Source organism: Ochrobactrum sp. XJ1, from assembly GCF_024701725.1.
In the GTDB taxonomy this organism is placed as follows: domain Bacteria; phylum Pseudomonadota; class Alphaproteobacteria; order Rhizobiales; family Rhizobiaceae; genus Brucella; species Brucella anthropi.
The window spans coordinates 300,965-313,168 of sequence record NZ_VDGD01000008.1; the positions used below are offsets into that span (position 1 = coordinate 300,965).

Below are 12,204 nucleotides of genomic sequence, written 5' to 3' on the forward strand. Positions count from 1 at the left end.
CTTACGCTGCCTGCTGGGTCGGCGCGCTCGCCATGGTTTCCTGCTCGACCACATCGATGGTCGGGCGATCATAGGCGGAGATGGTCTTGCGGCCATACTCCACGGCGATCTGCGGCAGTGAGCCGTTCATATAGGCGAGAAGCGTCTGCTTCACGACGATGTAGAGGCGATTGTTCTTTTCGCGGGTCGATTTGATCTTGGCTGCGATCGGGCCGACCACGCCGTAAGAGAAGAAGATGCCGGCAAAGGTGCCGACAAGGGCGGCACCGATCAGATGGCCCAGCACTTCCGGCGACTGGTCCAGCGCGCCCATGGCCTTGATCACGCCGAGAACAGCGGCAACGATGCCGAGTGCCGGAAGGGCTTCGGAAATGCTGACCATGGCGTGGTAGGGCTTGAGCTTGTCGCGGGCGATGGTGTGGATTTCCTCGTCCATCAGCGCCTCGATTTCATGCGAGCGCACATTGCCCACGATGATGAGGCGGCAATAGTCGCAGATGAAATGGGTGAGGTCTTCCTTCTTCAATACGCTCGGATAGGCCTGAAAAATCGACGATTCCTTCGGGTTGTCGATATGCACTTCCACTTCGTTGCGCGACTTGGCGCGCAGCTCGCGCATCAGGCTGTAGAGCACGCCCAGAACGTCGAGATAGTCGCGCTGCTTTGGAACGGCATTGCTGAATGCTTCCATGCAGGCGCGGCCCGTGTCTTTCACGAGTGAAAAAGGGTTGGCGATGAAGAAGGTCCCGAGCGCGGCACCCAGAATGATGACGAATTCCCAGGGCTGGATGAGCACGCTGACATGTCCGCCCATGGCGATAAAGCCGCCCAGCATACAGCCCAGTGTGATGACAAGACCGACAATAATGCCCAAAGCTCGAGACTCCCGCGTACAAGTTCGTTCATTGCACCTTATGGATCGCGGCTTGCGCGAAGCTTGCCAACTGGCGCGGGCGGAAGCCAGCTTCGGACAAGCTTGGTCTTTCATAAAGGATTGAAATACCGGAAGGGGGTCATGCGCATGGTCGATACGATGACAAGCTATCGCCTGATCGCGGCGGATATGGCGCGGTCGTTGCAGCGTGTTTCGAAGGAACCGATGGTGGAGCGGGAAACCGCCTACTACAAGGAAAATATCGGCAAGGTGAAATCCATCGATGATTTCATGGCCGATAGCCGCCTTTATAATTACGCGATGAAGGCGTTCGGTCTGGAAGACATGGCCTTCGCCAAGGCGTTTGTCCGCAAGATATTGACTGAGGGCGTCACGAGCGATGATGCCATGGCGAACAAGCTGACCGACAAGCGCTACAAGGAATTTGCGACCGTCTTCGATTTTGCAGGCAAGGGCGCGGAGGCCACGCAGAGCACGGCTGCCCAACAAGGTGTCGTGGATAAATATCTTCGCCAGACACTGGAAACGGAAGCCGGAAGCCAGAACGAAGGCGTGCGGCTGGCACTCTATTTCGCACGTAAGGCGCCGACGATCACCAATGCCTATGAAATCCTTGGCGACAGGGCGCTGGTGTCGATGATCCAGACGACCTTCGGCTGGCCATCCAGCATATCCAACGCTGATATCGACAAGCAGGCGAAGATGATCGAGGACAAGATCGACTTCACCAAGATGTCCGATCCCGATTACGTGTCGAAGCTCATTTCGCGCTTCACCGCCATGTATGAGATGAACAATCCAACGGCGAGCAGCCCGGCGTCGATTGCGTCCCTGCTTCTGGGCGGAACGTCTTCCGTCGGCATTTCGATGGATATTCTCAGCACCTTGCAGAACTTCAAGCCGGGCGGGCGTTAGGCGATGCAGAATAATTCGATTTATGTCGGGCTTTCGTCGCTCATCACGCTGGAACGGCGGATGGATGCCATTGCCCACAATGTCGCCAATGTCTCAACGGTCGGTTTCCGGGGCGAGGGCACCAAGTTCGATACCATCGTTTCGAACAAGGCCAGCGACGATGTGAGTTTCGCTACGGCGGGCAAGAGCTTCATCCGTACCGAAGCAGGCCCTATGATCAAGACCGACAATCCGCTGGACGTTGCAGTCAAGGGCGATGTCTGGATGTCGATCTCGACACCGCAGGGGCAGATTTATACGCGTGACGGGCGCATGAACATGCTGCCGACGGGCGATCTCGTTTCCATCACCGGCCATCCGGTTCTCGATGTCGGCGGTGCCCCCATCGTACTCAATCCCGGCGGCGGCGCACCGAAGATTTCAAGCGACGGCGCAATCTACCAGAACGGAGCACAGATCGGTGCTATCGGTCTTTACACCATTCCGGCGGATGCGGACCTGACCTATGCAGGCACATCCGGCGTGATCCCGAACAAGCCTGCCCAGCCGGTGGCCGACGACAACAGTGTGGGCGTCGTGCAGGGCATGATCGAAGGATCGAATGTTGATGCCATGACGGAGATGACGCGCCTCATCAGCGTCAGCCGTGCGTTTGAGCAGGTCAACAATCTGCTGTCGCAGCAGGAAAGTACTGTCTCTGAAGCCATTAAGACCCTGGGTTCCAGAAACGGATGACGCCTGATCTGCCGCTCTCCCGTCTGGCCGCTTTTGCCCGTCAGCAATCGGTGGCGCCAAAACCGCTCACCGGTATCGGCGGAACGGTGAGCGACGTGTCGCGCTCGGCGATTGCCGTGCGCGGGCTTTCGCGTGATGCGCATTTGGGCGATGCGGTGGCGATCCACGCGCAAGGCGGCCAGAGCCTTGCCGAAATCATCCGGGTGGCTGACACGCAGGTGCTGGTGAAGCCCTTCGATGACCGCATCATTCCCTCGCTTGGCGCTGCGGTTTTCGAGGAAGGGCCGATGCGCATCCGCCCGGCACCCGAATGGCGTGGACGTGTCATCAATGCGCTGGGCGAGGCGGTTGACGGGAAGGGTGCGTTGCAGCCCGGCACCCGGCCAATGGCATCAGAGAGCCTTGCACCGGCTGCCTTGCGCCGCGGGCGGGTGGATCGCGGCTTGCGTACAGGCGTCAATGTCATCGACATTTTCACGCCGCTTTGCTTCGGCCAGCGTATCGGCATCTTTGCAGGCTCTGGTGTCGGCAAGTCGACGCTGCTTGCGATGATGACGCGTGCGGCGGATTTCGACACGGTGGTGCTGGCTTTGACCGGCGAGCGCGGACGCGAAGTGCGCGAGATGCTGGAAGAGACCATGGCAGGTCACCTGGACAAAACGATAACCGTGGTTGCAACGGGCGATGAAAGCCCGATGATGCGTCGCCTCGCGCCCAATACGGCGACGGCCATCGCCGAATATTTTCGCGATCTCGGCCAGAATGTCTTGCTGATCGTCGACTCCGTCACGCGCTTTGCCCATGCAGCGCGTGAAGTGGCGATTGCCGCTGAGGAACCGCCGGTTTCGCGTGGCTATCCGCCAAGCGTCTTCAGCCAATTGCCACGTCTTCTGGAGCGCGCAGGGCCCGGTATCACGGAAGCGGGCGGCAGCATCACCGGCATCTATTCGGTACTGGTCGACGGCGACGATCACAATGATCCGGTTTCCGACACGATCCGCGGCACGCTGGACGGCCACATCGTGCTTGACCGGGCGATTGCAGCGCAGGGACGCTTTCCGGCGGTCGATATTCCGGGCTCGGTTTCGCGCCTTGCAAAGCACAATTGGACACCGGAACAACGCAAGCTGGTCAGCCAATTGCGGGGCATGGTTGCCCGTTTTGAGGAAACGCGTGACCTGCGTGCCATCGGGGCGTACCAGAAAGGCCATGACGGCCTTCTGGACCAGGCGGTCGATCTTGTGCCGCGCATTTACGACGCCTTGCAGCAATCGCCGGAAACCGGCCTATCGGACGATCCCTATAACGACCTTGCCGCAGCACTGCGCGGCGACAGACAGGCGCAACACGCATGATGACGGGCTTTCGCAAGACAAAGGAAGAGAAACTCCTTGCAGATCTGACGGCGGAGGTCGAGGCCGCTGCACGACAGGAAGGCATGAAGAAGCCGCAGAGCAAGGTGGATCGCTACCTCAAGATCGCGGCCATCACGCTCGCCGCCGGAAGTGCGATGCTGCCTTTCGTCACCTATCTTCAGCGCGTCGATCTGGGTTCGCCCGAGAAGGCCGAGCGCAAGATCATCGATCCGCTAGACCGTTCGGAACAGAAAACGGTGCGTCGTTTTCCGTCCTTCCGACCATCCGAGCAGGTTGCGCCGAATGCCGATGTGGACAACACGATGACAGGCTCGGTCATGTCGAACGGCAAGGGGCTTCCGGGCACCGGCATGGGCAATGGCGGCGATGGAAGCGGGGATGGGCAGGCGTTCCCGAAGCCGGTTTTTGCACTGCGCGAAGTCGTTGGCGGCATGGCGATGATCGAGGATACGTCAGGCTACTGGTTCGTCGAAAAAGGCTCGTTGCTGCCCGATGGCAGTCACCTCGTTTCAATCGGTCGCGGTGCAGGCACCTGGCAGCTCACAACATCGTCGGGCGATGTGATTGAGATGCGGAGGTGAGGGGGAAGGCAATAAGGCCCTCCTGCCCTATCCTCCCGCAAGCTTGACGCAAGTTCCGGCCTTTAAGTTAATCAACTGTAAAGGCGGGAAACTCCATGAGCTCCATTCATCTTTTCGATCTGGCTGCAAGGCAGGCGCAGTGGTTGTCGGTGAGACAAGCCACTGTTGCGGGCAATGTCGCTAATGCGAACACGCCGGATTTCCGGGCGCGGGACGTGCAGCCTTTCGCGGATGTGCTGGACAAGACTCAGCTTACCATGGCTGCCACCAGCCCTCTGCATCTGGAATCCGGGGCCGACGGGATCGCCGGTGCGCGCCTGCGGCCGGACGACATCACCGAGCAGACCCACTCCGGCAATACGGTCGATGTCGAACAGGAAATGATGAAGGCCGGTGAGATCGCCCGCGAATATTCGCTCAACACAAGCATCGTCAAAGCGTTCCATCGCATGATGCTTTCGGTCGCGAAGGGGTAGTTATGTCTTCCGATGCCTTGCAAAGCACATTGAAGATCGCAGCGTCGGGCCTTTCGGCCCAATCGACGCGTCTGCGCGTCGTTTCCGAAAACATCGCCAATGCGCAGTCCACCGCCGAGACTGCCGACGCCGATCCCTATCGCCGCAAGACGGTGTCCTTCCGTACCGAGCTGGAACAGGGCACAGGAGCCGCCGAAGTTCGCATTGCCGAAGTCGGCAAGGACACATCGCCCTTTATCGAGCAATACGAGCCGAGCCATCCCGCAGCGGATGAGCGCGGCTATGTCCGTTACCCCAATGTCAACATGGTCGTCGAAATGGCGGACATGCGCGAAGCCAATCGTTCCTATGAAGCCAATTTGCAGGTCGTGAAACAAGCCCGTGAGCTGATCTCCATGACCATCGATCTCTTGAGGAGCACATAATGTACGACTCGATCATGAGCATTTCGGCGCGCAATGCCCTGTCGCGCCTCTCGGAAACCGTAGCCGAAAAGGGCGTGGGTTCCACTTCCGCGCCGCAGGCTGTTCCGGCAGCTCCGGGTGCCTCGTTCGGCGAAGTCCTGTCGCAGATGACGGATTCCGTCGGCCAGAAGCTGCAGACGGCTGAAGCAACGTCCATTCAGGGCATCAAGGGCGATGCGCCGGTGCGTGATGTGGTCAGCTCCGTCATGGAAGCCGAACAGTCGCTTCAGACGGCCATCGCGATCCGCGACAAGATCGTGCAGGCCTATCTCGAAATCAGCCGTATGCCCATCTGATTTGCGGTAGCCAAGGATAAATAAGCCATGAAAGCCCTGACGATCGCCGCCACCGGCATGAACGCCCAGCAGCTCAATCTGGAAGTGATTGCCAACAACATCGCCAATATCAACACAACGGGCTTCAAGCGCGCGCGTGCGGAATTTTCCGATCTTCTTTATCAGTCCGAGCGCACGGCAGGCGTGCCCAATCAGGCTAACCAGTCCATCGTGCCGGAAGGCGCTCTGGTTGGCCTTGGCGTGCAGACGGCAGCGGTGCGCAATCTCCATATGCAGGGCAGTTTCAACCAGACCGGCAATCCATTCGATCTGGCTTTGACCGGCAAGGGCTGGTTTCAGATTCAGAGCCCGACCGGCGAGACGCTTTATGCGCGCGCTGGCGCGTTCAACAAGAATGCCGATGGCCAGCTTGTGACGCTCGATGGCAATCCTGTCGAACCGGCGATCACCATTCCGCCAGACGCCGTTGAAGTGACGATCACCGATACGGGACAGGTTTTCGCCAAGCTGCAGGATCAGGTCAATCAGGTCGATCTCGGCCAGCTGACCCTCGCCAACTTCACCAATGAAGCGGGTCTGGAGCCGCTCGGCGGCAATCTCTATCGCGAGACGGAAGCATCCGGCGGTCCGCTGGTCGGCGTGCCAGGCGATCCGGGCTACGGCTCGATCAAGCAGGGCTATCTCGAAGCGTCGAATGTCGATCCGGTGAAGGAAATCACCGATCTCATCACGGCGCAGCGTGCCTATGAAATGAACTCCAAGGTTATTCAGGCTGCCGACGAAATGGCGGCAACCGTATCGAAGAACTTGCGCTGACGGTGATGGCGATGGGCTGTGTGAAGGCGATCTTTCAAAAGAAAAGGCTGGTTCTTGCCGGTGGCTTCCTGCTTGCCGCAATGGCTGGCGCAAGTGCGGCAGACCGCATCGCCTTTGTGGTGCCTTCGGCCACCGTCTATCCCGGCCAGATCGTAAGCGATACGGCATTGCTGGAGAAGCAGTTCTTCATCAACGCGCCGGCGGCGACCCAATATGTGCTGTCCCCGGATCAGGCGGCAGGCAAGGTGGCGCGCAAGACGCTGCTCCCCGGCAAGCCGATCCTCGTTTCCGCATTGGGGGAGCCGTCTCTGGTTACACGCGGTGTTCCGGCACCGCTGGTCTTTACCGCCGGTACGCTGACCATAACCGCCATGGGCACACCGCTCGAATCCGGTGCGGCTGGCGATTTCATCAAGGTTCGTAACGTCGACAGCGGCATCATCGTGTCCGGCACTGTGCTGGCCAATGGGCGCATTCAGGTGGGGATGCAGTGAGAAAGACTTGCGCCGCCCAGATTGCTACTTTGTTCGCCGTCCTGGCGCTCGTTTTCCAGCCTGTTGCAGGATTTGCGGACGAGTCGTCGAAGAATGCGCGGGAATTTGGTTCCGCAGTGGATGCCGATGCCGATTGGCTTGGCTCGGGTGGCGATCCGTCGAAAATGGCCTATGCCGAACTTGGCCGGGGAAGCGCGGTTGCGCGCCTGAAGGATATCGCCACCATTCAGGGCGTGCGTGAAAACCAGCTTGTGGGCTATGGTCTTGTCATCGGCCTCAAGGGCACCGGGGACAGCCTGCGCAATTCGCCGTTCACCGAACAGTCCATGCGCGCCATGCTGGATAATCTCGGCATCAGCGCGCCGCGCAACTCCACCCGCTCGAAAAACACGGCTGCGGTCATCGTGACAGCGAACCTGCCCGCCTTTGCCGGGGCCGGTTCGCGCATCGATGTGACGGTATCGTCGCTCGGCGATGCGACGTCGCTGCAGGGCGGCACACTGGTCATGACCCAGCTCATGGGTGCCGACAATCAGATTTATGCCGTTGCACAGGGCAACATGATCGTGTCCGGCTTTGCGGCGGAAGGTGAAGCCGCAAGCGTGACGCAGGGTGTGCCGACTTCCGGTCGCATCCCCAATGGCGCGCTGGTCGAACGCGAAGTGGCGGGTAATTTCGGCAAGGAAACCGAAATGATCGTCGAGCTGCGCGATCCTGATTTCACCACTGCCGTGCGCGCTGCCGACACGATCAATGTCTTCGCCAAGCGCCGTTACGGTCGCGGTGTCGCTATTGCGCGTGATGCCAAGACGATCCGCCTGTCGCGTCCGAAGAACGTGCCTGCCGCGCGCTTTCTTGCGGAACTTGAAGGCCTGCCGATCACGACTGACGAAGTGGCGCGTGTGGTGGTTGACGAACGGACTGGAACTGTCGTCATCGGCGAGAAGGTGCGTATCTCCAAAGTAGCGATCAGCCATGGCAGCTTGACGGTTCGTGTAACAGAAACCCCGATGGTCGTTCAGCCAGAGCCGTTCAGCGATGGTGTAACGGCTGTCGAACCGAACACTGATATCGCCGTCAACCAGCAGAACGCCAAGATTGGCATTCTGACCGGCGCAAATCTTGAAAATCTGGTGAAGGGCCTGAACCAGATCGGCGTGAAGCCGACCGGCATCATCGCAATATTGCAAGCTATCAAGACATCCGGCGCGCTTCATGCGGAACTGGTGGTGCAATGACCATGGCTCATAAAATGATCCGGTATGGTTCGGCAGTAGCGCTGCTTCTGGCTGCCTCTGCTCCGGCATTGGCGCAGCAGGCGGCGACGCCCGCTCCAGTACCGGTAGAGGCATCGGCGGCACAGCAGCTTGCTTCTTCGCCGCCGCTTGGCAACCTCGATGAAATCCGCAAGTTCTGCGGCAATATCGACGATCAGGCGGCGGACGCCCGCTATGCGCTGCAGGCCAAGCAATTGACCGAGCTGAAGGCCGATGTCGAGGAACGGATGCGTGCGCTTGAGGAAAAGCGCCGGGAATATGAAATGTGGCTGAAGCGCCGCGACGAGTTTGTCAGCAAGGCGCAGGATTCGCTGGTCGACATCATCTCGAAAATGAAGCCCGATGCAGCGGCGGCGCAGATGGCGCTGATTGGCGACGAAGCGGCGGCAGCCCTGATCCTCAAGCTCAACCCGCGCGTATCCAGTATCATCCTCAATGAAATGCCGCCGGAAAAGGCGGCCAAGCTGGCCCGCGTCATCGTCGGTTCGCAGCGCACGACGACTGCACCGCAGGCTGTGAAGGATCAGTCGGGCAGGGATCAGCGCGCTGCGGCGCAGTCCGGGAATACGGTTCAATGAAAAACAGCATGAACAAAGCAACCCTTGCAGCAGCAGTACTGGTTCTTCTGGCCGGTTGTGCCACCAAGCCGGAGGAAATCGGTCGGGCACCCGATCTGTCCCCGGTTGCGGCCCATCTTGGTATGCAGAACAATCCGCAGTTCAACGGCTATCCGGCGCGTCCGAGCAAGGCGACCTATTCGCTCTGGGACCAGCGTTCGACCAATTTCTTCAAGGATCCGCGTGCGGCGACGCCGGGTGATGTCCTGACCGTCATCATTTCAATCAACGACCGCGCCAATCTCGATAACAAGACGGATCGCGAGCGTGTATCGAAGGGCATTTACGGTGCCGGTGGTTCGTTTGCCACGAGCAGCAGCACGGGTGCCGGTGCCGGCGGCGACATGGATGCTTCTCTCAACACCCATTCCGACAGCAAGTCGAAGGGTAAGGGCACCATCGAGCGCAGTGAAGATATCCGCCTGCAGGTTGCGGCCATCGTCACCGATACGCTGCCCAATGGAAACATGATCATCCGCGGGTCGCAGGAAGTGCGCGTTAACAATGAGCTGCGCGTGCTGAATGTCGCCGGTGTCGTGCGTCCGCGCGATATTTCCGGCAATAACACGATTTCCTATGACAAGATTGCCGAGGCCCGCATTTCCTATGGTGGCCGCGGACGTCTGAGCGAGATTCAGCAGCCGCCTTACGGCCAGCAGATTCTCGATCAGGTTTCTCCGTTCTAGGGCGCTGAGCATGAGTGACACGACGGCAACGGAAAAAGACGGTAAGGCGAAAGGCTCCCTGACGGGGCTGCTGGCGGCCGTCGCGGTTCTGACCGTCATCGCGGGCGGTGGCGGCTGGTATCTGGGCGGCATGATTTCCGCCGATCAGCTGGCATCGGCCAAACCTTCCGGCAAGGAAGACAAGCCGAAGCAGGGCGACTTCGAATCGCGTTCCATCGGCACCGTCGTGCCCCTGCAGCCGATCATCACCAATCTCGGCATTCCGCAGAACACCTGGGTGCGTCTCGAAGCCTCGCTGGTGGCAAAACCGGGCCATGAAATTCCGGCGGCGGTGGCGGCAAGCGTCGGCGATGATTTCCTGAGCTTCCTGCGCAGCGTCAACCTCATGCAATTGCAGGGCGCGGCCGGGCTTGCCTATTTGCGCTCCGATTTGGAAGAACGCGCGCGCCTGCGTTCGGAAGGCGCTGTCGAACGCGTTTTCATTTCGGCACTGGTCGTAGAATGAAAAAACTTCTTGGTCTTGGCGTTCTCCTGACGCTCGCTCTCACCGTTTCCGCGCAGGCGCAGCAGCCGCTGACGCTCGACAATCTGCTGCCTGCGGGCAGTGGTGCTGCGAGCGGCCAGATCGTGCAGTTGTTCGGACTGCTGACGGTGCTTTCCATTGCGCCTGGCCTGCTCATCATGGTGACGAGCTTCACGCGTTTTGCCATCGCTTTTTCGCTTTTGCGTTCGGGGCTTGGTCTCCAGACCGCGCCTGCCAGCATGGTGATGATCTCGCTTGCCCTGTTCATGACCTTCTATGTCATGGCGCCCGCCTTCGACCGGGCCTGGAACAATGGCGTGCAGCCCCTGATGCGCAATGAAATCACACAGGAAGCTGCATTCGGTGAAATATCGCAGCCTTTCCGTGAATTCATGATGGGGCAGGTGCGCGACAAGGATCTGCGGCTCTTTGAAGATCTCGCCGATCCGTCTTTCCGCACCGGCGATGATGGCATCGTTGATTTCCGCGTGCTGGTTCCAGCCTTCATGATCTCGGAACTGCGGCGCGGTTTTGAAATCGGCTTCCTGATCGTGCTGCCATTTCTGGTGATCGACCTCGTCGTGGCGACGCTCACCATGTCGATGGGTATGATGATGCTGCCGCCGACGGTGATCTCGCTGCCGTTCAAGATTCTGTTCTTCGTGCTGATCGATGGCTGGAATATTCTGGTCGGAAGCCTCATACGCTCCTTCTCCTGACCCATTTTGGTACGCTTCGAACCGTGCCAGTCAAGTTTCTGCATCGGAATCCGCGAATCCGTTAAATTTCGACTGAATAAATTAGCCTTTATTTAATGTTTGGGTTCTAACTGTCGGCTCATGGTGGGTTTCCGCGCGTTACGCGGCAACAGGCATGATGCCGCTCCACCATGCCGGTAATCCAAAACCCGGCCTGTCCCTCAGATTGTTTTTCCCAAGGGGCAAAAAACTATGGCTAGCATTCTTACAAATTCGTCGGCTCTGACCGCTCTCCAGACGCTTTCCTCGACCAACAAGGCACTGGAATCGACCCAGAACCGTATCTCGACCGGCCTCCGCATTTCGGAAGCTTCGGACAATGCTTCGTACTGGTCCATCGCGACGTCGATGAAGTCCGACAACAAGGCCAACTCGGCTGTTCAGGACGCTCTCGGCCTCGGCGCAGGCAAGGTCGATACCGCTTATTCCGCGATCAACAAGATCCGTGAATCGGTTGACGACATCAAGACCAAGCTTGTTTCGGCTCTGGGTGCGAGCACGGAAGACAAGACCAAGATCGAAACTGAAATCAAGTCGATCGTTTCCAACATCAACTCTGCTCTCAGCAATGCCAATTACGCTGGTTCCAACCTGCTGAACGGCCCGACCGCCGATCTCGACGTTGTTGCTTCGTACAATCGTTCTGGTGCTACCGTCACGGTTGACAAGATCACCGTTGCCGCTGCCGACACCGATGCGAAGACCATGGTCGCTACGATCGTGGGTACGGGTTTCTTCACTTCCGGCTCGGACGACGCTGCTATCGGCACGGCTCTGAACACGGTTGAAACCGCTCTTGCTTCGCTGGCTACCGGCGCAGCGACCCTCGGTGCAGCCAAGTCGCAGATCGACAGCCAGAAGAGCTTCCTGTCGGGTCTTCAGGACTCCATCGAAAAGGGCGTTGGCACGCTCGTTGACGCTGACATGAACAAGGAATCGGCACGTCTGTCGGCTCTGCAGGTTCAGCAGCAGCTCGGCGTTCAGGCTCTGTCGATTGCCAACTCGTCGAACCAGTCGATCCTGTCGCTGTTCCGCGGCTAATCATAACTGAGTAGACAGCAAGGGCGCCGGGTTGCCGGCGCTCGCGAGTTCTCAGGTAAATCAGGGGTTCGCATCCGAACCGACCTGATCGGATCGGATGTCTTTGGGCGGAAAACGGGGCGCGGGATTTATTCCGCGCCCCAATTCTTTGCGCTCATTTCTGTATTAAAGCGTGTCGCGTTTTATCGTACTCTTACGACCCGCTTTAAACTTTTGTTTTTATGCATGTCTTTATCCCATCGTAGCGGGACCAG

Annotated in this window: 16 protein-coding genes; 15 read left to right on the plus strand and 1 reads right to left on the minus strand. The window is 59.0% G+C overall.

What is annotated here, in order from left to right; translation table 11 throughout:
• Nucleotide 1: 1 nt before the first annotated feature.
• A complete protein-coding gene (gene motA, locus FG152_RS16595) occupies nt 2-874 on the minus strand; it encodes a flagellar motor stator protein MotA (protein WP_010660722.1) in 873 nt (290 codons plus the stop codon).
• Nucleotides 875-1,021: 147 nt separating this feature from the next.
• Here motA and FG152_RS16600 point away from each other — a divergent pair, with 147 nt between their 5' ends.
• The 15 genes from FG152_RS16600 (at nt 1,022) to FG152_RS16670 (ending at nt 11,950) form a co-directional block, all read left to right on the plus strand.
• Nucleotides 1,022-1,810, plus strand: coding sequence for a DUF1217 domain-containing protein (locus tag FG152_RS16600; protein ID WP_010660723.1), 789 nt, complete (start codon nt 1,022-1,024; stop codon nt 1,808-1,810).
• A gap of 3 nt (nt 1,811-1,813) precedes the next feature.
• Nucleotides 1,814-2,545 carry a flagellar basal-body rod protein FlgF gene (gene flgF, locus FG152_RS16605; RefSeq protein WP_010660724.1) on the plus strand — a complete coding sequence of 244 codons (732 nt, stop codon included), beginning with the start codon at nt 1,814-1,816 and terminating at the stop codon, nt 2,543-2,545.
• Nucleotides 2,542-3,900 carry a flagellar protein export ATPase FliI gene (gene fliI, locus FG152_RS16610; RefSeq protein WP_010660725.1) on the plus strand — a complete coding sequence of 453 codons (1,359 nt, stop codon included), beginning with the start codon at nt 2,542-2,544 and terminating at the stop codon, nt 3,898-3,900. Before flgF ends, fliI begins: the two co-directional genes overlap by 4 nt.
• Nucleotides 3,897-4,502 carry a hypothetical protein gene (locus tag FG152_RS16615; protein ID WP_012093517.1) on the plus strand — a complete coding sequence of 202 codons (606 nt, stop codon included), beginning with the start codon at nt 3,897-3,899 and terminating at the stop codon, nt 4,500-4,502. The genes fliI and FG152_RS16615 overlap by 4 nt, the downstream gene beginning before the upstream one ends.
• 95 nt (nt 4,503-4,597) lie before the next feature.
• Complete coding sequence (gene flgB, locus FG152_RS16620; RefSeq protein WP_010660727.1) at nt 4,598-4,978, plus strand: flagellar basal body rod protein FlgB; 381 nt, start codon at nt 4,598-4,600, stop codon at nt 4,976-4,978.
• 2 nt (nt 4,979-4,980) lie between these two features.
• Complete coding sequence (gene flgC, locus FG152_RS16625; RefSeq protein ID WP_010660728.1) at nt 4,981-5,403, plus strand: flagellar basal body rod protein FlgC; 423 nt, start codon at nt 4,981-4,983, stop codon at nt 5,401-5,403.
• The gene (gene fliE, locus FG152_RS16630; RefSeq protein ID WP_010660729.1) at nt 5,403-5,738 is read left to right on the plus strand and encodes a flagellar hook-basal body complex protein FliE; all 336 of its coding nucleotides are present in this window, start codon (nt 5,403-5,405) and stop codon (nt 5,736-5,738) included. The genes flgC and fliE overlap by 1 nt, the downstream gene beginning before the upstream one ends.
• Nucleotides 5,739-5,765: 27 nt before the next feature.
• A complete protein-coding gene (gene flgG, locus FG152_RS16635) occupies nt 5,766-6,554 on the plus strand; it encodes a flagellar basal-body rod protein FlgG (RefSeq protein WP_010660730.1) in 789 nt (262 codons plus the stop codon).
• Nucleotides 6,555-6,565: 11 nt separating this feature from the next.
• Nucleotides 6,566-7,048 carry a flagellar basal body P-ring formation chaperone FlgA gene (gene flgA, locus FG152_RS16640; RefSeq protein WP_010660731.1) on the plus strand — a complete coding sequence of 161 codons (483 nt, stop codon included), beginning with the start codon at nt 6,566-6,568 and terminating at the stop codon, nt 7,046-7,048.
• On the plus strand, nt 7,045-8,286 hold the full coding sequence (locus tag FG152_RS16645) for a flagellar basal body P-ring protein FlgI (protein ID WP_012093512.1): 1,242 nt from the start codon (nt 7,045-7,047) through the stop codon (nt 8,284-8,286). The genes flgA and FG152_RS16645 overlap by 4 nt, the downstream gene beginning before the upstream one ends.
• Complete coding sequence (locus FG152_RS16650) at nt 8,283-8,903, plus strand: MotE family protein (protein ID WP_010660733.1); 621 nt, start codon at nt 8,283-8,285, stop codon at nt 8,901-8,903. The genes FG152_RS16645 and FG152_RS16650 overlap by 4 nt, the downstream gene beginning before the upstream one ends.
• On the plus strand, nt 8,900-9,628 hold the full coding sequence (gene flgH, locus FG152_RS16655) for a flagellar basal body L-ring protein FlgH (protein ID WP_029376182.1): 729 nt from the start codon (nt 8,900-8,902) through the stop codon (nt 9,626-9,628). The genes FG152_RS16650 and flgH overlap by 4 nt, the downstream gene beginning before the upstream one ends.
• A gap of 10 nt (nt 9,629-9,638) precedes the next feature.
• Nucleotides 9,639-10,133 (plus strand): flagellar basal body-associated FliL family protein, encoded by a 495-nt coding sequence (locus FG152_RS16660; RefSeq protein WP_010660735.1) that lies wholly within the window; start codon nt 9,639-9,641, stop codon nt 10,131-10,133.
• A complete protein-coding gene (gene fliP / locus FG152_RS16665) occupies nt 10,130-10,870 on the plus strand; it encodes a flagellar type III secretion system pore protein FliP (RefSeq protein WP_010660736.1) in 741 nt (246 codons plus the stop codon). Before FG152_RS16660 ends, fliP begins: the two co-directional genes overlap by 4 nt.
• A 231-nt stretch (nt 10,871-11,101) precedes the next feature.
• Entirely contained in the window at nt 11,102-11,950 is an 849-nt protein-coding gene (locus tag FG152_RS16670; protein WP_010660737.1) for a flagellin N-terminal helical domain-containing protein, read from the plus strand.
• Nucleotides 11,951-12,204: the final 254 nt, after the last annotated feature.